19 protein-coding genes are annotated in these 22,273 nt (G+C 44.7%); 12 read left to right on the top strand and 7 right to left on the bottom strand.

Annotation, left to right across the window (positions count from 1 at the left end):
- Positions 1 to 36: 36 nt before the first annotated feature.
- From ON006_RS18065 to ON006_RS18035, 7 genes are all read right to left on the bottom strand, one after another.
- Positions 37 to 2,031, bottom strand: a complete 1,995-nt coding sequence (locus tag ON006_RS18065) for an NAD-dependent epimerase/dehydratase family protein (RefSeq protein WP_244820773.1) — start codon at positions 2,029 to 2,031, stop codon at positions 37 to 39.
- A complete protein-coding gene (locus ON006_RS18060) occupies positions 2,024 to 2,851 on the bottom strand; it encodes a transketolase (RefSeq protein ID WP_244820772.1) in 828 nt (275 codons plus the stop codon). Before ON006_RS18060 ends, ON006_RS18065 begins: the two co-directional genes overlap by 8 nt.
- A gap of 117 nt (positions 2,852 to 2,968) precedes the next feature.
- On the bottom strand, positions 2,969 to 4,768 hold the full coding sequence (locus tag ON006_RS18055; protein ID WP_267609887.1) for a glycosyltransferase family 39 protein: 1,800 nt from the start codon (positions 4,766 to 4,768) through the stop codon (positions 2,969 to 2,971).
- 180 nt (positions 4,769 to 4,948) lie between these two features.
- On the bottom strand, positions 4,949 to 6,976 hold the full coding sequence (locus ON006_RS18050; RefSeq protein WP_244820770.1) for an OmpA family protein: 2,028 nt from the start codon (positions 6,974 to 6,976) through the stop codon (positions 4,949 to 4,951).
- Positions 6,977 to 7,047: 71 nt separating this feature from the next.
- Positions 7,048 to 8,331, bottom strand: a complete 1,284-nt coding sequence (locus tag ON006_RS18045) for an apiosidase-like domain-containing protein (RefSeq protein WP_244820769.1) — start codon at positions 8,329 to 8,331, stop codon at positions 7,048 to 7,050.
- 60 nt (positions 8,332 to 8,391) lie between these two features.
- The gene (gene rpe, locus ON006_RS18040) at positions 8,392 to 9,039 is read right to left on the bottom strand and encodes a ribulose-phosphate 3-epimerase (protein ID WP_244820768.1); all 648 of its coding nucleotides are present in this window, start codon (positions 9,037 to 9,039) and stop codon (positions 8,392 to 8,394) included.
- 44 nt (positions 9,040 to 9,083) lie between these two features.
- Positions 9,084 to 9,605 (bottom strand): Uma2 family endonuclease, encoded by a 522-nt coding sequence (locus ON006_RS18035; RefSeq protein ID WP_244820767.1) that lies wholly within the window; start codon positions 9,603 to 9,605, stop codon positions 9,084 to 9,086.
- A gap of 197 nt (positions 9,606 to 9,802) precedes the next feature.
- On the opposite strand from ON006_RS18035, the gene ligA reads away from it, so the two are divergent.
- From ligA to ON006_RS17975, 12 genes are all read left to right on the top strand, one after another.
- Positions 9,803 to 11,893, top strand: coding sequence for an NAD-dependent DNA ligase LigA (gene ligA / locus ON006_RS18030; protein ID WP_244820766.1), 2,091 nt, complete (start codon positions 9,803 to 9,805; stop codon positions 11,891 to 11,893).
- Positions 11,894 to 11,954: 61 nt separating this feature from the next.
- The gene (gene dapA, locus ON006_RS18025) at positions 11,955 to 12,845 is read left to right on the top strand and encodes a 4-hydroxy-tetrahydrodipicolinate synthase (protein ID WP_244820765.1); all 891 of its coding nucleotides are present in this window, start codon (positions 11,955 to 11,957) and stop codon (positions 12,843 to 12,845) included.
- Positions 12,846 to 12,936: 91 nt separating this feature from the next.
- Positions 12,937 to 13,992: an aminotransferase class V-fold PLP-dependent enzyme gene (locus ON006_RS18020; RefSeq protein ID WP_244820764.1), complete on the top strand. Its 1,056-nt coding sequence runs from the start codon at positions 12,937 to 12,939 to the stop codon at positions 13,990 to 13,992.
- A gap of 75 nt (positions 13,993 to 14,067) precedes the next feature.
- Positions 14,068 to 14,781 carry an NUDIX hydrolase gene (locus ON006_RS18015; protein ID WP_244820763.1) on the top strand — a complete coding sequence of 238 codons (714 nt, stop codon included), beginning with the start codon at positions 14,068 to 14,070 and terminating at the stop codon, positions 14,779 to 14,781.
- 88 nt (positions 14,782 to 14,869) lie between these two features.
- Positions 14,870 to 15,439, top strand: a complete 570-nt coding sequence (locus ON006_RS18010) for a MarC family protein (protein WP_244820762.1) — start codon at positions 14,870 to 14,872, stop codon at positions 15,437 to 15,439.
- Between the two features lie 56 nt (positions 15,440 to 15,495).
- The gene (locus ON006_RS18005; RefSeq protein ID WP_244820761.1) at positions 15,496 to 15,960 is read left to right on the top strand and encodes a pyrophosphohydrolase domain-containing protein; all 465 of its coding nucleotides are present in this window, start codon (positions 15,496 to 15,498) and stop codon (positions 15,958 to 15,960) included.
- A 30-nt stretch (positions 15,961 to 15,990) separates the two neighbouring features.
- Positions 15,991 to 17,235: a peptidase T gene (pepT, locus tag ON006_RS18000; protein ID WP_244820760.1), complete on the top strand. Its 1,245-nt coding sequence runs from the start codon at positions 15,991 to 15,993 to the stop codon at positions 17,233 to 17,235.
- A gap of 124 nt (positions 17,236 to 17,359) precedes the next feature.
- Positions 17,360 to 17,995 carry a ribonuclease H1 domain-containing protein gene (locus ON006_RS17995; RefSeq protein WP_244820759.1) on the top strand — a complete coding sequence of 212 codons (636 nt, stop codon included), beginning with the start codon at positions 17,360 to 17,362 and terminating at the stop codon, positions 17,993 to 17,995.
- Positions 17,996 to 18,003: 8 nt separating this feature from the next.
- A complete protein-coding gene (locus ON006_RS17990; protein WP_244820758.1) occupies positions 18,004 to 18,726 on the top strand; it encodes a tRNA1(Val) (adenine(37)-N6)-methyltransferase in 723 nt (240 codons plus the stop codon).
- Positions 18,727 to 18,787: 61 nt separating this feature from the next.
- On the top strand, positions 18,788 to 19,759 hold the full coding sequence (locus tag ON006_RS17985) for a glycosyltransferase family 2 protein (protein ID WP_244820757.1): 972 nt from the start codon (positions 18,788 to 18,790) through the stop codon (positions 19,757 to 19,759).
- Positions 19,760 to 19,820: 61 nt separating this feature from the next.
- Positions 19,821 to 20,432 carry an inorganic pyrophosphatase gene (locus ON006_RS17980; protein ID WP_255772900.1) on the top strand — a complete coding sequence of 204 codons (612 nt, stop codon included), beginning with the start codon at positions 19,821 to 19,823 and terminating at the stop codon, positions 20,430 to 20,432.
- Positions 20,433 to 20,626: 194 nt separating this feature from the next.
- Positions 20,627 to 22,222, top strand: a complete 1,596-nt coding sequence (locus tag ON006_RS17975; protein WP_244820756.1) for a peptide chain release factor 3 — start codon at positions 20,627 to 20,629, stop codon at positions 22,220 to 22,222.
- The last annotated feature ends 51 nt before the right edge of the window (positions 22,223 to 22,273 follow it).

Below are 22,273 nucleotides of genomic sequence, written 5' to 3'. Positions count from 1 at the left end.
TTATAGTGTGTTTATCAAAGGTAGCAAAAATGCTACTTATTTCCTCAGTTGCTTCACCAAAGTCCTGATCTCGTCAGCTGTTTTGTAAGACTTGGAGCCGCGGCGTATCCTGGTTCTGATGTATTTGGGCCGCTTTTTTGTTTCTTCAAAAATCTTGGTAATGTATTCTCCTAAAAACGAAATACCGAGAATGGTTAGTCCGCCGAAAAATACGATCAGGACGATCACTGTACTGATCCCTTGCGGTGTATCAGGAAAAAAGAATAGTTTCGCAAGTATCTGCCAGAAGATGCCCAGAATGGACAAACCGGTCAAAGCGAAACCTGCATAGCTCATGAGTTCCAACGGTGCAAAACTGAATGAGAATATGGCTTTCTTCGCCCACCAGATATTCTTGGTCCAGTTATTGGTCGAAACCCCGAACATTCTTTCTGGTCTCACATAAGGGACACCCGTTTGCTTGAATCCTACCCAGGCACGCAACCCGCGTAAGAATTGCTCAGTCTCAGGTAAATCCACCAGTTCCTTCACTACTTTGCGATCAATCATGGAGAAGTCGCCTGCATCACGGGGGATTGGAATGTAGCTGAGGCTTTGGAATATTTTGTAAAAGGATTTGTAAAAAAAGTGAATGTGCGGCTTCATCTCACGTTGTACCCTCACGCCATAAACCACATCATTACCCTCCATCCATTTTTCGTAAAACGAAGGAATAATTTCGGGTGGGTCCTGCAAATCCCCGTCCATTAACACCACGCAATCGCCTGTGGCGATCTCCATACCACTTAAAAACGCCGACTGAGAACCGAAATTACGGGAATGGCTGATACCCACCACATTCGGATCTTTGTCGCAGATTTTATTGATCACTTCTTCCTGATTGTCGGGAGAATTGTCGTTTACGAAAATGATCTCGTAACGTACTTTCAGTGTATTAAATGTCTTGACCAACCTTTCGTACATAAAAGGAATAGCCTGCGCATCTTTATAACAAGCAATAATCGCAGTAATAACCGGATTCAGCTTCGGATTTTCGAAGGCTGGGATTACGCTGCTTTCGTACTTAATTTCTTCCTGCCAATGACTGTATTTTGAAAGACCTGTTTCTAGTGAAGTACGCGCTTTCCATCCAAAATCATCTTCGAAAGAGGTTGGATCGCCGTACCATTCTGCCAGGTCCCACTTGCGGTTGGACATGCTTCCCCAAAGAGGCTCCTGCGTGATTGCAAAGGTTTTTCTGGAAGTATCAACCAGGTCACCCATCGTCGTCTTGCGCCCGGTAGCAATGTTATACGATTTCCCAGAAGTGCTGGAATCAATTTTCAATGCGGCATCCAGAAAGGCTTCGACGCAGTCTTCAATGAAGACAAAGTCGCGGCTGATATCCGGGGAAACCAATGAAGGAAGCTGCTTTTTGCGAGCATTTTCAATCAATTTCGGTATCAATCTGTCCGGCTCTTCCCAATATCCGTAAATAGAATACAAACGTAAATTCAGCGTTTTCAGATCGAAAACCTTGGCATAATATTCCAGCAAATACGCCGCTGAGACCTTGGAAACAGCATAATGGCTGTTGGGTTCTACTCGGTCCGTTTCTTTTGGAGAGGTACAGTTAAAGCCATACTCAGAGCTGCTACCTGCATGAATGTATACCATTTCTCGTGTACAGTTCTGCAAAATATTAACCGTCCCTATTACATTGGTTTCGTAGGTCAGATTGACATTGTTTTGCTTGCTGTAAGCGCCGTAAGCGGCAAGATTGAATACGGTCTGTGGTTTGTATTTTTCAAAAACCTCCTGAACCGAGTTATTGGACAGAATGTCGCAATGCACAATGTTCTCAAAAGGAACATTCAGCAATTTCAGACGCCAGGCTTTCGTCGCATCGTGCGTCAAAGCATAGCAGTCTTTACGGATTTTGAAAATATCGTTGAAAAGATTAGCGCCGATAAAGCCGCTGGCACCAAAAACAAAAACAGGCCCTTTTAATTTTTCTATTTTATCGCGGTAAACCGGTAAATGATCAAGCATTCGTCAATTCATTAAAATAACGTTCCTTAACTTCCATTGTAGCTTGCTCATACTGATCCTTGTTCATCGGCAAGTAATGCCATTCCAGCTTGTTTTCCATATAGGAAACGCCCTTACCCTTGACAGTGTTCGCGATAATCGCTTTGGGTAACCCGTTTTTATGAGACTTTAATTCATTGATTGCCAAATGAATGGAGGTAATATCATGACCGTCCAGTTCAACCGTTTCAAAACCGATGGCATTCCATTTTTCAACCGAGGCAGTTTCACCGAGGACTTTATCCGTAAACCCAAAACCTTGCAAACCATTTTTATCAACGATCATAAAGAGGTTATCCAGCTGGTTTTGAATAGCATAATGTGCTGCCTCCCAGGTTGTTCCTTCATTGGTTTCTCCGTCGGAAAGCAATGCGAAAGAATAGGTGCCGTCTCCGCTTACCTTGGCGGCGTGAGCGATACCGGTAGCAATCGGCAATCCGTGGCCCAATGAGCCCGTTGCAAATGGAATTCCTTTATATTGGCGCGGAGCAGGGTGGGCCGGAAGCGTAGTACCGTCCTCGTAGAAAGTACTCAGTTCTTCGTCTGTAATTTCACCCAGTACATTAAGGCAGGCGTAAAGTGCCGCGGCAGCATGTCCTTTCGAAAGGATAAAAGTATCTTCTTCGGCTTTTTGAAGGAAAAGAACTGCGATCATCAGGTCAATGCAGCTCAAAGAACAGCCTATATGCCCGGCATTTGCTTTATGGTATAGGCCCAGAATTTTAAGCCGGAGTTCTCCGCTTATTTGTCTTGGGTCATTCAATATTTCTTCTGCAGTCATGCCTTAATGTGTATATCAATGTAAGAAATTATTGACAAAATAACGGCCAAATCTCCGGTTTCGAGTATGCAATATACAAAATCTTATTTGTCGGCTCGGGATTCAGCGCCTAATTGGTTACTCCGATCCATACCTGAGACCCTTTAATCTCTTGATCTCCACAGGTGCCGGATTGTTGGGCTTTTTGATCCATATTACCTCAGTCTGAGTGGTATCCATGGCCTGTATGTATTGTGCCGTTTTTGGTAAATACAAATTAGTCAGCTGGGCATCCTGGACTGAATAAGGCAGGAAAGTGCGGTCCATTTCTGATAGTATCCTGAATCGTGGTGCCGGATAAAAAATGGTATCCCCCGGTTGGTAGAGCTCTTTGATCTTCTGAGCAGCTTCATAGTAAGGATTTGGAACCCGCGGAGTAGCGAAATAACCGTATTTCACCGATTTGTCTTGATAAAACTCATTGAGCCTTGATCCAACGAAATACAACTGGGCAGTCAGAAATACAAAAATCAACACTCTGAATTCAACTTTTAATGTATTGTAATATTGCAAAAGCAGGCTCAGAACGATGATTACGTAGGGAAATGAAAATCCGGAATAACGTTGTGTAAGCCCATTGGTATGCCCGCTTTTGAACGACATTAAAATCAGGAATAAGGTTGGAAACAACCCCATGATGTAACACATCCAAAGTCTTTTTTTCTCAGCCGGATTGGCTTTATCATGAATGTCGGGAATAAAAGAAAGGGCAAAAATGCTTACCGAGAGAATGGTAAACTGCAATTTATGATTGGTATAAAAAACAGAACTCAGAATAACCAGCAGGTAAGGAAAGCGATGAGTAAGCCAATCCGGCGTTTTGGTCCGGTCTTTGAACCGGTACCAGACGATCAAAAGAATGCCCGTAAACAGAGCAATGATGACATTCTTTTTGCCAGCAAGAGCGTCGGTTAACCCGTTCGTGAAAAAGACGAGATCTGTAAAAATGGGCAGTGATTTGTTGAAGACATTGGCCGCAGTTGCTGGTAGAATAATACCAAACGGATTATTATACGGCATGGTTTCAGCCACCCTTTTATACAGATCGGCTTGGTAATTCAGCGTATAAAGGGTGTATTGGCCACCGCCATAAAGCATCCACAACGTTACTCCCGACAATGCTAACACCGCCGAAATAGCCATCCTGACCCATCCTTTGATAGATCTCAGAAACAACAATGCATAAATTGCATGGGCCATTAAAACGGAGATCGTCAGAAAGTGCGATAACAAACCGAGACCGGCAGCAAGGCTATATCCCAAGTATAAATAGAATGTCTTTTTGTTATCAGACTTATTTTCAATGATTTGGAGAAATAAATAAGTAGCCAGCAGCGTGAGAAAGAAGGTAAGCGAGTAGTTGCGGGCCTGATGACTGTAAGCTATAAAAAATGGCTCGATAGCGACAATCGCTGCGGCGATCAGTCCGGTGGTAACATTGAAAAACCTTTTGCCGAAAAGATAAGTAAGACCAATGATCAAGACACTGAAAATGACGGACAGTGAGCGTGCGGAAAAATCAGAAAGGCCGAAAATTTCCATCCACCAATGCAATATCAGGTAGTAGAAAGGACTGTTTCCGATGTCGCTTCTATTGTTAGCTTCAAAGTAGTCTTCTAGTGTTTTAGGTGCCCAGAATTCGGCCGGGGTGAATGCACGTGGACTGAAGGTTTCGCTATATGTAAGCGACCTATGTACTTTTAGAGGCCGGTAGTCGAGTGTCGGCGTTTTCCAGAATTGGGAGTCCGATAATTTAAGTGTCGAGAAAACCTCTTTCTGATTAGCACCTTCCAATACCACGCCCTGGCTTATCACCATGGTACTTTTCTCATCAAAGAATATGCTGAACTTATCGAGATGATAAAGTCTTAAAGCCAAACCTGCGACTAATATAGCTAGGAGAATAAGCCGGGACCGAAGGTTTTCTTTTGTGTGGTTTAAAGACATTACGGATGATGTTGGCTGATGACTGCGCTTGCTGTTCGCCACGCGGCGAACCGGGATAAACATGATCAAGTTGCCGCGAAATTAAGCAAATTTCCTTTTACAGGATGTTTTTCAAATTTTAAGAATCGTAAACTCTACTCTACGGTTTTTTTGGCGGGTCTGTTCGGTCAGGTTGCTGGCAATGGGTTTGGCAGGACCCCAAGCTTTGGTTTGTATTCTTTTCGGGTCAATTCCTTTGGACAAAAGATACCGTTTCACCTGCTGCACCCGATCCTCAGAAAGCTTTACATTTTTTTGGACTTCTCCCTGATTGTCTGTGTGTCCTTCCAGCAAAATTTCCATCGTAGGGTAGGCATTCATCGTCGAAACGATCCTGTCCAGTTCGGAAAAAGAAGAAGGTATCACTTCTGCGCTGCTCTGGGAGAACATGGTATTGGTCAGCCTGATCTGCTGGCCGGCTTTGATGGGTTGCAGGTAGAGATTCTTTTTGATCGTCCGGAAACTGGTTTCGGCCGAAAGATCCAGATCTTCTGATACCGGGAAATAACCTTCGCCAGACGCTGAAATGCGGTATATTTCTTTTAATGGTAAAATAAGCCGGTACTCGCCGGTTTCAGGGTCGAAAATGGCTTTGGTAAAAACCTCATTGTTCTTTTTAATGTCGGCGACGATTTCTGATTTGACGGATTTATTGGTTTCAGCCTCATAAATCGTTCCGGTAATGACAGCTACCGGATCAGGTTTGATTTCCGGCGTCATGCGAATGCGGAAAATGTCTTCCTGCCCCAGGGATTTTTCACTTGCACTGAAATAAGCATAGTCGCCGGTTGCCGGAATGTTGATGTAGGCATCCCAAAGTGGTGTGTTAATGGAAGGGCCCAGATTTTCTGGTTTGGACCAGTTGACCCAGGTATCGTCCAGACGTCGTGTCAGGAAGAGATCGCCTTCACCGTAGCCACTATGGCCCTGCGAAGAAAAATACAAAGTCTTGTTGTCGAGTGCAAGAAACGGCGTACCCTCGTAATCCGCGGTATTAATGGTATTTCCAAGATGCCGGGGCTCCGACCAGCTATCATCTTTTTGTAAAAATGAAACATAAAGATCCTTTCCTCCCTCCGTGTCACTTCTTTGGACGGAAATAATCATGACATTACCGAAAGGCGAAACCGTCAGCTCCATGCTACCGACATAGCCAGCCAGGTTGGTGATCTTATATTCTTTGGGAAAGCTCCATCCCTGTTTGGTTTTAAAAGAACGGGAAAGTCCAAAATACATGGAGCCGTCCGGGCGATACACATTGATGAGATAGATCGTTTTTCCGTCGGCCGAAATACTTGTAATTGCATTATCCCCCGCATTGTTGATCGGTGAACCGATGTTAGTTGCCTCAGTCCATTGATTTTTATCATTCAATGTAGAAAACCACACGTCCTGCTTTTGGTATGACCCTACATTGCCTGCAAAATTGCTTCTCGTGAAGTACAAGGTTTTTCCGTCCGGAGAAATAATGGGCGCTACTTCCTGACCTTTGCTGTTAATTTCTTTTCCAACGTTTTCTTTCTGGGTTTTCAACTGAACATCGGCTGCTATGTTGATAACTGCCTCGATAGGCTTGCTACTGGGGGAAATACCAATCGCATCTACCTGATTAAAACCAGAAACTTTGCCAGGCTGAAGTACGATCTTGACGGCATTGGCGACTATATCCGACTGCTTTGGGAATACCCGTAACATTCGGCCTTTCACCACCTGCTGAGCGGCTGGTGCTTCGAGGATCAGATACTCTTTTCCTGATTCATCGTAGGCATAAATACGGGTGATAGCGCCGGGGTTGAAGTTCTCGGCAATGGCGACTTGTTTTAAGGGAATGGCTTTTTCGAACCCAACCTTGATCCATTCTTCATTTCTGCCGTCGGCTTCGGCCGGGGACCAGGCGCAGGGACTATTACCGAAATCGGGCAATTTATTGGGGATTCCGAGGATTTGTTTGGCGCGGTAAGTGTGGCCGTACTGGGCAGGTCGGTATTCGGACGAGTAGCCAAGAACTTTATTTGCCCACAAAATATCCTGACCGTAGCAATGACTCGATAGCAATGCGTAGAGCAGGAAAGTGGCTATACTTTTAAAAATAACGTTCATGGGTGCTCCAAGGGCCGGCCGTGCAATTCAATAAAGAGTAATATTATTAAGAATATGGCTGAATGTCAAACCTACTGCTTTGTTCCGATCAGCAATATCCAGTCCCAGCCGGGTTGGGAGTCGGGTGGCTGAACCAAAGCTTCGTTGGACGATTTGAATTCCCCGCCGCTCCATCTTCTGCCAGTCCTCGGACTGTACCAGACAGCACCGAAGTCGGTGCCATTCAAATGGCTCAGATTCAGCTTTACCGGTCGGGAGTCGGGGAGGTAGAGCATGGCCATTCGTTTATTGGACAAAGTGACAATGCCGATTTCAGCCTTGTCCAGCGAATCCACCAGTAGCTCAGGGGAGTCGGGCTGCATATATTCCCATGGGATTCCTTTCAATATTTTGACGAGTTCGTGAATGTACTCGGCCCCGTCCTTGGTAATGTTAGCCTTCCAGGTCGTATTAAAATTTTTGATGGTACTCATGTGGCAAAACCCTGCCGCAGAGCTCAGAATGGACTGGTATGCCTGATTTCGGATCAGTACCGACTGGTCTGTGATCTCTTTGGGGAATTCGGAATTGGCAATCAAAAAGGGGCGTAATGCTGCTTCTGCTGAGTTCTTTTGCCAGTTTGCCAGGGCTGCATATTCCGATGGCGTCACTGTTGAATCCGGAATGATAAATTTTAAATCGGAACGATTGGTAGAATCGTCGTTCATGTTCGTAGGGGAGCAGGTATTGAGTGAGGCCAGGATCTGCCCGTCAGATTCAGACCTGATACCGTCGGAAATGGCTTTGAACTGGAATGCGCTCTGATACTCTTCTTCGCTGACGATCCAGATAATGTTGGAATATTTTGCAAACCTTTTCCCTACATAAGCTCCATAGCTTTTCCAGATTTCTTTTTGTTGAGCATCAAATACTTCGTTCCAGCTTTTTCTCGAAACCACAATTCCAACAACCAGATTTCGCTCTTTCGCAGCTATAATAATCTTTTCAAAATAGTCAAAATAGGGCTTATTCGGTTTGGAAAGGTCATTATCGAGAAATGGGGCGACTTTGTTGTAATTTTTCTGATTGGGTAATGCAGGTAGCAGCTGTACCAGGAAAGTATTGAACGACTGCGATTTACGGATATCCATATATTGAACCGCTTCGGTGTAACTCAGCTTACGCAACATTTGCCACGCCACATCCGCCACCATCAGAAATGGCGAACCGTGGCTGTCGGTAATATGCTTACCGTTTGGACTGATTTTAAGCGGAAACTTGGCATCAGCTTCTTCGAGACTGACAGCAAAAGAAATATGGACAGCGAGACAGGCTGCGAAGATAAAACTGTAAAAATATGGTCTGGACAGTTTCATAACGTAGGCCCGAATGTCTTAACAATCATCATGTTTGGGGTTAAATCAAAAGAATAAATCTTAGCTATTCCTCAGATCTTCAATGGTTTTGATCGGATCTGCGGAGCTGAACACGAAGCTGCCCGCGACTAATATGTCCACACCTTCGCGGACAAGAACGGGCGCATTGTTCAGATTAACGCCTCCGTCGACCTCAATCTTGAAGGTGTACCCGAATTTTTCTCTCAGGTCATTCAGTTTTGCGATCTTTTTGTAGGTATTCTCAATGAATTTTTGCCCGCCGAATCCCGGATTGACAGACATAATCAGCACGAGGGAAACATCACCCAGGATTTCTGACAATACTTCTACGGGTGTATGCGGATTGAGAGCGACGCCCGGTAGCGCACCCAGCTCTTTAATGTGCTGAATCGTGCGGTGCAGATGCGGGCATGCTTCGTAATGTACGGTAAGCGTAGCAGCACCGGCGTTTCTGAATGCTTCGAGATATCGATCCGGCTGTTCGATCATTAAATGTACATCCAATGGTTTTTGCGCATGGCGGTGAATGGCTTCACAAACGGGTAGACCGAACGAAATATTGGGAACGAACATACCGTCCATAATGTCCACATGGATATATCCGGCGGTACTGGCGTTCAGCATTTCAACGTCGCGCTGCAGATTCGCAAAGTCGGCAGCTAATATGGAAGGGGCAATTTCAGCCATGAAATTTCAATAGTAAATGATAAAACTGGCCGAAATTAACGAATTTATATGATTGCGTTAACTTTAAAAGAAAGGCCGTCGAGCAACGGCGATTGGACCTGCTCATCATTTGAAAACGTGGCGAACAGCTCGTACTTCCCGTTCAGCAATGTATGAATCTCGATCGAAGGCTTCTCAGGGAACACGATCCAGAATTCCTTCACACCATATCGTTCATAAATTTTCTTCTTGACAACCGTGTCCAGGCGAAAATTGCTTTTGGAGATAATTTCTACCACAAGGTCAGGAACACCCCGGATCCAATCCTGAATGATGTGCTCGTTTTCCCTGGCAATAAACATAAGATCAGGTTGAAGAGAGTTCACGCCATCTTCGAAAATAACATCAAGTGGCGCATTAAAAACATCTCCCAGGTTTTTGGCTTCCGCATGATCTTCCAGAATTCTTTGAAGCTTCCTTGAAGCCTTTTGATGCGGCGTTTTTGGGCTAGGAGACATAATCTCCTCTCCATTGATGATCTGTGTGAGATCCGGGTTGTACCAAATGGCAGCTTCCATAGTTTTCATAGGTGTCACCTGTTTTACGAAAATACTCAAATTTTGTGAAAAGAATCATGTTGAAAAGTTGCTTGTAACACGCAGTCGGTTATCGACATATTATAGAATACGTGGAACGGAGGTATCGGTCACATTTTTGACATTATTCCCAAAATTTGGAATTAATCTTAAATTTGGGCCGAATCACCAAAGCAGCCGCTATAACCATGAGTCCCGAACAGAAAATCCAGGAGCTAACCGACCAGCTGAACCATTACAACTACCGATATTACCAGGATAGCGTATCGGAAATTTCGGATTTTGAATTTGACCAGTTGTTAAAGGAATTGAAAGCGCTGGAAGATCAGTATCCTGATTTCAGATTGGGCGATTCCCCGACTCAGCGGGTTGGCGGCGCCATTACCAAGAGCTTTAATGCAGTTTATCACCGCTATCCGATGTTGTCGCTGGATAACACTTATAATGAGCAGGAGCTCCGGAATTTCGATGAGCGTGTGCGGAAGGGATTGGACGGGGAGCCGTACGAGTACATCTGCGAACTCAAATTTGACGGGATTTCATTGAGTTTTACCTACGAAAATGGCGTGCTGGTGAGAGGGGTAACCCGCGGCGACGGTACCCGTGGCGACGAAATTACCAATAATGTGAAGACCATTCGCTCCTTGCCACTCCGGGTAAAAGCAGAAGACCAGCCACCGATTTTTGAAGTACGCGGCGAAGGTTTTATGCCCATCACTTCTTTTCAGAAATTGAATGAAGAAATGGAAACGCTGGGCGAAAACCAGTATGCCAATCCCCGGAATGCGGCTTCGGGCTCATTCAAATTGCAGGATTCAGGCGAAACGGCAAGGCGGGCGCTGGATTGCTATGTTTATACTTTTCTGACTGACACAGAATTCTTTAAAAGTCATGAAGAAAGCCTGTTGGGACTGAAATCCTGGGGATTTAATGTTTCGCCGGGCTGGAAAAAGGTTAGTAACATTGATGAGGTGATCGCCTACATTCATGAATGGGAAGATAAAAGGATGACATTACCGCTGGCGACGGATGGTATCGTGATCAAAGTCAATTCCTTTGAGCAGCAGCGTGAACTGGGTTTTACGGCCAAAAGCCCTCGCTGGGCCATTTCATTTAAATACAAAGCAGAAAACAAACCTGCGATCCTGCGGTCGGTGAACTATCAGGTGGGCCGCACGGGAGCTGTGACGCCCGTCGCCAATTTGTGTGATCTGACTGAACGCGCACTTCCATATAATAAAGTAAAAGGGGTGCATCTTTCGGGTACCAGGGTGAAAAGGGCCACATTACACAATGCAAACGAGCTGGAAAGGCTTGGTATACAGCTTGGTGATACGGTTTTTGTTGAGAAAAGCGGCGAGATTATCCCGAAAATAACCGGCGTAGATGTCAGCCAGCGCGAATTATACCCTACTACACCAATCATTTTTCCAACACATTGTCCCGAATGTAATTCTGAACTGCAGCGAAATGAAGGAGAAGTGGCCTTTTTCTGTCCGAATGACAGCCATTGCCCGCCACAACTGAAAGGCAGGATCGAGCACTTTATTCATCGTAAGGCCATGAACATTGAAAGTTTGGGCGAGGGAAAAATTGAATTGCTCTTCGACCTGAATATGGTGCGGACACCGGCCGATCTTTATGACCTTACCTATGAAAATTTGCTAGGCCTCGAAAAAACCATTGTCAATGAAGAAACAGGCAAGACTAAAATCATCAGTTTCAGGGAAAAAACGGTTGAAAATATCCTGAAAGGTATTGATCTGTCAAAAACGGTACCATTCAAAAATGTGCTATTCGCGCTCGGAATCAGGTTTGTAGGAGCTACGGTTGCAGAAAAACTTGCTGCCTATTTCAAATCCATTCAGGCATTGCGGACGGCCACTTATGAACAGTTGACGGCGGTACCGGAAATCGGTGGCCGCATTGCATTGAGTATTGAATCCTATTTCAGCATTCCCGAAAATCAGGATCTGGTGGAACGGCTCGAAAAAGCGGGGCTACAAATGGAGAGCGACGAAAAACCAGTGGAGCTGGAAAGCGATATGCTGGAAGGAAAGACGTTTGTGATCTCCGGTGTTTTTGAAAATTTCGAAAGGGACGATTTGAAAATGAAAATTGAGGTGAATGGCGGACGGGTCCTTAGCGGGGTGTCAGGAAAGCTGAATTACTTACTTGCCGGTGCAAATATGGGACCTGCCAAGCTCGAAAAAGCACGAAAACTGGGCGTTACCATTCTGTCCGAGGAAGAATTTTTAGCAATGATTGAGAATAAGTAAAGAAAAACGGCTCAGAAAGCTAACTTTGTGTTTTAAAATTAACCAATTATATAAGTAAATAATGCCATTGGACCAACGTTTCAAAGGGGTGGGAGCAGCGCTGATCACGCCTTTTGATGAGCAGAATGAGATTGATTACCAGGGGTTGAAAAAATTAATCGACCTGGTGACAGAAGGAGGAACGGACTATCTTGTCGTTCAGGGAACCACAGGGGAATCACCTACCGTAAACTCCAAGGAAAAACGTGAAATTCTGGCATTTACAATCAAGAACAACTATAAGTCCCTGCCAATAGTTTACGGCATAGGAAGCAACGATACCCAGTCCGTTCTGGATTGCATTAAGGAGACCGATTTCAATGGAGTCGACGCTATATTGTCGGTTTGCCCATATTACAATAAACCTACTCAGGAAGGTATCATCGCACATTTCACGGCTATCGCGGACGCTTCACCGGTACCTGTGCTTTTATACAATGTACCAGGTCGTACGGTGACGAACATGAAGCCTGATACCATTGTGGCGCTTGCGGCGCACCCGAATATCATCGGTATCAAAGACGCAGGCGGCAGCATGGAACAAAGTATGGAACTTGCAGCACGAGTACCTGACGATTTCCTGTTGCTTTCTGGCGACGATAATCTGGTTACAACCATGGTGAGCGTAGGCTGGCATGGAGTGATCTCCGTGATTGCCAATGCATTCCCTAAAGAATTTGGTGAACTTACCTGGCATGCATTGGAAGGTCGTTTCAAAGAAGCTGCCAAATTACAGCTCGCATTCCTTGAATTTGACACACTGCTTTACATTGAATCCAACCCGGTCGGCATTAAGAAATGTCTTGAAATTAAAGGAATTTGCAGCTCGGCCGTTCGTTTGCCTTTATTGAAAGCTTCCGATGAATTAGGCGGGAAATTAGAGAAAGCAATGATCCGCGAAGGGTTTTTATAAAAATTAGAAACTTCGATATTTAGCATCACAGGATGGAGGTTTCAGTCTCCGAAGCCTGTGATGTTTTTGTTTAAAATCAAACCGATGAGCCATGATCACGTTTTATCCCGGTCCCTCCAAAGTTTACCCTGAGGTTCAGCATTATGTAAATGAAACTTTCGATAGCGGAGTGATCAGTGCTAATCACCGGAGTGAGGCATTTATGAAAATGCTCGAAGAAACAATTTCCGGGCTGAAATCGAAACTCAATGTGCCTGCGGATTACGAGGTATATTTTGTTTCGTCGGCTACCGAATGTTGGGAAATTATCGCACAATCGCTGATTTCGGAGGGAAGTTTGCACATTTACAATGGTGCTTTCGGGGAAAAATGGATGGAGTACACCCAAAAGCTCACGGGGAGTGCAAGAAGCCTGCCTTTTGAACTGAATGAAGAATCTGAAATTGGAAAAGTTACCTCCAGTGCGAATGAAGTCATTTGCCTCACTCACAATGAAACTTCCAACGGTACTGTCATTTCTGATCAGGTACTGAATGCTTTACGGGCAAGAACCGATAATATCATTGCCATAGACGCTACTTCCTCTATGGCCGGCGTAGTGCTGCCATGGGAAAGTTGCGACGTTTGGTACGGATCTGTACAGAAATGCTTCGGACTTCCCGCGGGAATGGGCGTCATGATTGTTTCACCAAAAGCTGTTGCACGCGCCATTGAAATCGGAGAAAATGCACATTATAACAGCCTGCTTTTTATCCGGGATAATTTTATCAAATTCCAAACACCATATACACCCAACACATTGGGAATCTATCTGTTGGGCAAGGTAATGCAGCAGGTAGCATCAATCCGGGAAGTGTCTGATGAGACTAAAAAGAGGGCGGCTGAATGGTATTCGTTTTTGGCGGACAATGGTTATCAGGCTTTGGTACAAAATGAAGCGGTTCGTTCGGATACTGTCATTGCTGTGCGAGAAACCAGAGAACGGATCGCAGAACTTAAAAAAGCTGCAAAGCAGGCTGGAATCGTACTGGGTAATGGCTACGGCAAGGAAAAGGAGACGAGTTTCCGGATCGCTAATTTCCCTGCTATCACTCAGGATGAGATCGACATTTTGAAGCAATTTCTGGTCAGCATGACATCCCAGTAGCGAAAAAGAGTAGTAAACGGGACTGTTTGCATTTACTAACTAAATATTATTACTCACTCCCGCAGATTATAGATTGTGCGTTTAGATATATTAAAGCAATACCAGGCCCAAACTAAATGTCTTGTCGCCCTGGACTCGATTATTTTTGGTTTTGACGGCGAGGAATTAAAACTTTTATTGGTCAAAAGAGGCATTGAGGACGAGCATCATACATGGTCTCTCATGGGCGGCTGGGTGCAGCCCGACGAAAGTCTGGAAGGGGCTTCGTCCCGCATTCTTTTTGAACTGACCAACCTTACTGACATTTATCTTGAACAGCTTCATACGTTCGGGAGCCCGCGGCGTGACCCCGTGGAAAGAACGGTTTCTGTGGCTTATTTTGCGTTGATTAATGTAGAGGATTACGATTCTAAAATTTCCAAAAACTACGAAGCGCAGTGGTTCTCCATGCAGGAATTGCCGAAATTGCTGTTCGATCATGGCTCTATGGTGGATATGGCGATTGAGCATTTGAGGTATAAAGCCTCGCAGCATCCGGTTGGTTTTGAGCTGCTTCCGGAAAAATTTACAATTCCCCAGCTTCAAAAACTATACGAAGCTATTTTCGGTACCGAGCTAGACAAGCGTAATTTCAGCCGGAAACTACTGTCGACGAATTTGCTGATCAAGCTGGACGAAAAACAGAAAGGTTATTCAAAAAAAGGAGCATTTTTCTATAAAATCGACGAGGAAAAGTACAAGAAGCAGTTTAATACATTCCTGAATTTTCTTCCCGGAAACGGTTCCTAGTATCCTTATTTACCCACTTCCAGCCGGAAAGGTTGTGTAAGCAGACGGTTTTGAGCAACTTTGCTGAAAAATCGCCGGGGGCAACGTCATGTTTAATTTCAAGGAGATAGTATCCGTTACACTTATTCTTTTTTCAGTAATCGATGTCCTTGGTTCGCTACCGGTCATTGTGGATTTTAGAAAAAAACTGGGAAAAATTGAGTCCGAAAAGGCCACATTGGCAGCCGGGTTCATCATGATCCTGTTTCTTTTTCTGGGAGAGAGACTATTGAGCCTTTTTGGGGTTGATGTCGCTTCTTTTGCCATCGCGGGTGCCATTATCCTGTTTCTTTTGGGACTGGAAATGATCCTGGGACGGAATATTTTCAAGCACGATAATATGGATGTGGGAGTCGCTTCCATTGTCCCGATCGCTTTTCCGATCATTGCCGGTGCCGCTACCATGACCACTTTACTTTCGCTTCGCTCAGCTTATGCGATCGAGAACATTCTGGTGGGGATATTGCTGAACCTGTTCTTTGTCTATCTGGTTCTGAAATCTTCAAACTGGCTCGAAAAGAAGCTGGGACAAGGTGGTACCGACATTTTGCGTAAAGTATTTGGTATTATCCTTCTGGCCATTGCCATTAAACTGTTTAAAACAAATCTGTCGATGTAAGTCTTTGACAGGTATTTATTTATAATTCAATACAAATTTCAAAAACCAATACAGAAATGCAACAACTGGACAGCCTGAATCAAGTCGCGGAATTCCATAAAACATTTAAACACCCTATTCTTGAAACACCCACGATCCCTTCGGAAGAAAGAAGCCGTCTTCGGGTAGCGTTGCTGGCTGAGGAGTTGAAAGAACTGGAAGTGGCGATCCTTGAAAAAGACATTGTGGAAGTGGCAGACGCGCTTTGTGACCTGCAATATGTATTGTCCGGGGCTATTCTGGAATTTGGGTTAGGAGGAAAATTCAGAGAACTGTTTGACGAAGTACAGCGCTCCAATATGTCCAAAGCATGTCTGACCATTGACGAAGCTGAGGCAACAGTGGCACATTACAAGGCAAAGGGGACAGATTGCTACTACAAGGAAGACAGCGGGAAATACCTCGTTTACCGCACGGCTGACGACAAAACATTGAAAAATATCAATTACTCGCCAGCAGACCTGGCTTCCATCATCAGTTAATATCCATTTGCCCATTCACTATACCACTATATGACTTCCGTACTCGAACGTTTTCTGCGCTACGTACAAATCGATACGCAATCGGACCCGAATTCCGAGAGTTTCCCCAGTACCGCCAAGCAGCTTAACCTGAGCAATCAATTGGTAGTGGAGTTGCAGGAGCTGGGTGTTACGGATGCGCACGTTGACGAGCACGGGTATGTATACGCGACCATTCCTTCGAATTCGGAGAAAACGGATATCCCCGTGATATGCTTTTGCTCTCACGTAGATACTTCGCCGGATGTTTCCGGAGCGTATGTGAAGCCGATCGTTCATCATAACTGGGATGGCTCCGATATTATATTACCGGACGATACCAATCAGGTTTTGAGGATCGGCGAATTGCATGATCTGGACCAGCAAATCGGAAACGACATTGTTACAGCCAGCGGTACCACATTACTGGGTGCTGATAACAAAGCCGGCGTGGCCGAAATTATGGCCGCTGCTGAGTACCTCATGGCGAATCCTGCTGTGAAGCACGGGGACATTAAAATCCTTTTTACGCCCGACGAAGAAGTAGGGCGCGGAACGGAGAAAGTAGACCTCATCAAACTGGGAGCCGATTACGGCTATACTGTGGATGGAGAAGCGATCGGTACTTTGGAGGACGAAACCTTTTCTGCTGATGGAGTAAAAATCACCATTCACGGCGTGAGTACGCATCCTGGTTATGCAATTGGGAAGCTGGAAAATGCTTTGAAGATCGCGGCGGACATTCTTGCTGCATTGCCAAAAGGAAGCCTTTCGCCTGAAAGTACGGAGGATAAACAGGGCTTTATTCATCCTGTTCAAATGGAAGGTATCCAGGAAAAAGCAACATTAAGCTTCATCATCAGGGATTTTACAGTTTCCGGCCTTCATGAAAAGGAAGCATTGCTGAAACAAATCACTGACGAGGTACTGACAAACTACCCGGGATCATCGGCGGAGTTCAAGGTTCAGGAGCAATACCGGAATATGAAGGAGATATTGGACCAACATCCGCAAGTGATTGAACATGCACTGAATGCTATGAAAATGGCCGGACTGGATCCGATATTGCGTAGTATCCGAGGCGGTACCGATGGCTCACGGCTGTCATTTATGGGCCTGCCTTGCCCGAATATCTTCGCTGGCGAACATGCGTTTCATTCAAGATTGGAATGGGTTTCGGTACAGGATATGGAGAAAGCGGTAGAGGTGATCGTCAATCTTTGCAAGGTTTGGGAGCGGAGTCATTTCAATGATTGAATGAGTGAATGAGCGAATATTTATCCATTCACTCACCGCACAAGCAACTCGGCCATTCATTCATTCGCTCATACATTCATTTATTCACTCATTCAGTCATTCAAAATTCAGTCATTAAAAATTCATGTCCAAGAAGACAAAATACTACGTAGTGTGGCAGGGGCGGAAAACGGGGGTCTTTACAGATTGGAAAGAATGCGAAGCACAGATCAAAGGCTTTGAGGATGCGCGTTACAAGTCATTTGAATCAATAGAAGAGGCGGAGGCGGCTATCCAGCGTGATTACTGGGAGTTTGTTGCGAAGAAGGATAGCAAGCCAGCCATACTTAAAGAAGCGCCAGCTAACATTGGTAAGCCCATCAAAAACAGCATTGCAGTAGACGCAGCCTGGAACACGGCTTCGGGTGACATGGAGTACCAGGGGATGTATTATGCCACCGGAGACCGGATTTTTTTGCAAGGCCCATTCAAAGACGCGACGAATAACATCGGAGAGTTTCTCGCGATTGTGCATGCACTCGCTTATTTGCAAAAAAAAGAAAGTGATTTGCCCATTTATAGCGATTCGAGAACGGCAATCAGCTGGGTCAAAAAAAAACATGCTAATACCAAACTGGTCCTGACGCCGCGGAACAAACCTGTTTTTGAAATGCTGCAACGTGCGGAGCGGTGGCTGGCGACCAATACCTTTAAAAATAAAATCCTGAAATGGGAAACGGAGTACTGGGGTGAAAACCCGGCAGATTTTGGACGAAAATAGAAACTCTTATGGCACGCAACTCCCACTTTAAATTCAAACAATTTACGGTTCAGCAGGACCAATGTGCCATGAAAGTTTGTACAGATGCCTGCGTGCTCGGCGCCTGGGCAGATGTAAAGGATGCTGATCACATTCTGGATATTGGTGCTGGTACGGGACTACTTTCGCTCATGGTAGCGCAAAGAAATTCTTACGGGATCATCGACGCCGTGGAGATCGACGCTGAGGCGTTCTATCAGGCTGGTGAGAATGTAGAAAAAAGCCCTTTTCATGACCGGATCAAGCTTTTTCACTCTGCCGTGCAGGAGTTTGAATCGGATCACCGGTATGATGTGATTGTCACCAACCCACCGTTTTTTCAGTCAGACCTGCTATCTCCCATCGACAAGAAGAACATTGCACATCATGCGAAGTCGCTTGATTTTGAGGAGATACTGGAATCCATTGTCAGACTTCTGACGCCGGAAGGAAAATTTAATATTCTTTTCCCGGTCGATGAAGGAAACCGTTTCAGGGAAAAGGCCGAAAAAACAGGATGGTTTTTAAGCCGCAAACTTACTTTGTTCCATCATGAGGGGAAAAAAGCATTCAGGCAGCTCATGACATTTCAAAGAGAGAAAGTGCTTCAAAATCTGGAAGTTAATGAGGTAATGTACATTTACGAAACTGACGGAGTGACTTACCACCAGGCTTTTAAAGAATTATTGAAAGACTTTTATTTAATATTTTGATCAGGAAAAACACGAACTTTGCACCGCCATGCCGGTACAGGCATACCACTGAACATTATTCATGACCGATTCAGCTATTCAGATTTCCGTTGTAATTCCGCTTTTTAATGAAGAAGAGTCGTTGCCCGAACTCTGCGAATGGATAGACAGGGTAATGGAGGAGGATGAATTTTCGTATGAAATTCTACTAATTGATGATGGTAGCAAAGACCGTTCCTGGGAGGTCATCACCAAATTATCGAAGGAAAACCCGTATATAAAAGGCTTGCGTTTTGTCAGAAATTACGGGAAAACTGCGGCACTCCAGACCGGTTTTCAGACGGCGCGTGGCGAAGTGATCATTACTATGGACGCCGACCTGCAGGATAGCCCCGATGAGATCCCCGAATTGTATAGTATGATTGTCCAGGACGGTTATGACCTAATCTCAGGCTGGAAGAAAAAGCGATACGATCCGATTACGAAGACTATCCCAACCAAAATTTTCAATGCGGCTACACGAAGTATATCCGGCGTATCACTCCATGATTTCAATTGCGGGCTGAAAGCTTACAGAAAAGAGGTGGTGAAAAACATTACCATTTACGGCGAAATGCACCGTTACATTCCGGTGATTGCCAAATGGAATGGTTTTGCGAAAATAGGAGAGAAAGTAGTCCAGCACAGGGCACGCAAATACGGTTACACAAAATTCGGGCTGGAACGGTTCATTTTTGGCTTTCTGGATTTGCTTTCGATTGCCTTTGTGAATAAGTTTGGGCGTAGGCCAATGCATTTATTTGGCAGTCTGGGAACCCTTATGTTTTTTCTGGGAAGCATTATAGCTTTTTGGTTGCTGGGTAAAAAGATCTATAATATTTACAATTTGCAGCCCTACCGGAATGTTACTGAAAATCCATTATTCTTTTTGGCACTGGTAGCTATTATGGTTGGTTCGCAGCTATTCCTGGCGGGGTTTCTCGGGGAATTATTTGTGAAACAGTCCATTTCAAAAACCGGGGACTACAACATCTCCGAGCGGGCCGGAATGTGACAGATATTTGAATTTGAACGAAGAAATTATTCATAAAAAGTTATTACCTATTACACAAATAATGATCGCTAACGTACACAAAGCACATCCCTGGCATGGAATTCCAATGGGTGAAAATGCGCCAGAACTTGTAAATGCATTTATTGAAATTGTTCCTACTGATACAGTTAAATACGAAATTGATAAAACAACCGGCTATCTGATGATCGACCGGCCGCAAAAGTATTCCAATATTGTACCAGCCCTTTATGGCTTTATTCCAAAGACCTATTGCGCTGAAAAAATTGCATTATTGGCTCGTGAGCGCTCAGGAAGAGATGTGACCGAAGGAGATGGTGACCCTCTTGATATTTTGGTGCTTTGTGAAAAAATCATTTCTCACGGAGATATCCTTTGTACTGCCAAACCAATCGGAGGAATCCGTTTGATCGATGGCGGCGAGGCCGACGACAAGATTATCGCAGTATTGAAAGGTGACGAAGTATATGGTGGTTTTTCAGACCTGAGCGAACTTCCTGAGGGAATTGTAGAGCGTTTGAAGCATTACTTTTTGACTTACAAGAACTTGCCTGGCGAAAAAGCGCACATTGAAATTACCAATGTATACGGCAGAGATGAGGCACATGAAGTGATCATGACTTCGGTTGAAGATTACAAACACTCGTTTTACTGAGATTCGATTTAAGCATACATCATTTGCTTCGCTATAATTTTGAGCCGTCCCGGTTAGGGGCGGCTTTTGTTTATTCTTATCTTTGTGCAAATTTTAGATATTTAGTAACAAATAGGTTGAAATCACAAGCTGCTGAATAAAAAGAGCTTAGGATGTCGGCCGGAAAGATAAATGGTAGAGTATACCAGCCCGGTATGAGTAATTTACAAGAAATAAAGAAGCGTCGTACGTTCGCTATCATCAGTCACCCGGATGCGGGGAAAACTACGCTTACAGAAAAGCTGCTGCTTTTCGGAGGTGCGATTCAGACGGCGGGTGCGGTAAAATCCAATAAAATCAAGAAGACTGCAACCTCCGATTTCATGGAAATTGAGAAACAGAGAGGTATTTCGGTAGCTACTTCGGTCATGACCTTTGAATACAAAGATCTGCTGATCAATATTCTGGATACACCGGGTCACAAGGACTTTGCGGAAGATACATACCGTACATTGACTGCTGTGGATAGCGTTATTCTGGTGATCGACTGTGTGAAAGGGGTAGAGGAACAAACCGAGCGTTTGATGGAGGTTTGCCGAATGAGAAATACACCGGTGATCGTTTTTATCAACAAGCTGGACAGAGAAGGTCAAAATCCATTCGAATTGCTGGATGAACTGGAAACAAAACTGAGCATCCGTGTTCGCCCACTGACCTGGCCGATCAATATGGGGGCTAATTTTAAAGGTGTTTACAGCTTGTACGAACAAATGCTGTATTTCTTTAAAATCAATAAAACCAAAATCGAAAGTGATGTCGCGAAAGTAAGTCTGGAAGATGAAAATCTGGCAGAATTATTGGGAGAAAAGGATGCCGAGCAGCTGACAGAGGATGTTGAACTGGTGGAAGGCGTTTATGATGTGTTTTCAGAAGAAGCTTATCAGAAAGGACAACTGGCCCCCGTATTCTTCGGTAGCGCCATTAATAACTTCGGTATCAAAGAATTGCTGGATACCTTCTGTGAGATTTCACCCATTCCTCAGCCACGCCCAACGGATGTACGCGAGGTATCACCGATGGAGCCAAAATTCACCGGTTTTGTTTTCAAAATCCACGCCAACCTGGACCCGCGTCACCGCGACAGGATCGCATTTTTGCGGATTTGTTCGGGGAAATTTGAAAGAGGTAAGTTTTACAAACATGTCAGATTAGGCAAGGATGTAAGGTTTTCGAGCCCCTTTACATTCATGGCTTCGGATAAAAGTGTCATGGATGAAGGTTTCCCGGGCGATGTAGTGGGACTTTACGATACCGGTAACTTTAAGATCGGAGATACATTGACAGAAGGAGAAAATCTGCAATTTTCAGGTATCCCAAGCTTCTCGCCAGAGATCTTCAAAGAATTGATCAATATGGACCCTATGAAATCCAAGCAGTTGGAAAAAGGGATTCAGCAGCTTACAGACGAAGGAGTTGCCCAGTTATTTACATTAGATTTGGGTAATCGTAAAATCGTGGGAACGGTAGGAGAACTGCAATTTGACGTAATCCAGTACCGTCTTGAACATGAATATGGCGCAAAATGTCGCTGGGTTCCTATGAGTGTTTCGAGGGCATGCTGGCTGACGGCGGATGAAAAGCCTGCTATGGACCAGTTCGTTCGTTTGAAAGGTAACCAAATTGCCTATGATAAGGATCGCAACCCGGTGTTTCTGGCCGAATCTGAATGGATGATCAGAATGAACAGGGAGAATAATCCTGCGATACATTTCCACTTTACTTCCGAGTTTAAAACCGAAATGGCTGTTTAAGTCATTTCAATAAAATAAAGAGGGTTGCTGTCAGTTTTTGATAGCAACCCT

It is taken from the genome of Dyadobacter pollutisoli, assembly GCF_026625565.1.
GTDB lineage: Bacteria > Bacteroidota > Bacteroidia > Cytophagales > Spirosomataceae > Dyadobacter > Dyadobacter pollutisoli.
Note: the sequence above shows the minus strand (reverse complement) of the source record. Positions and strands in the feature narration are given on the sequence as shown.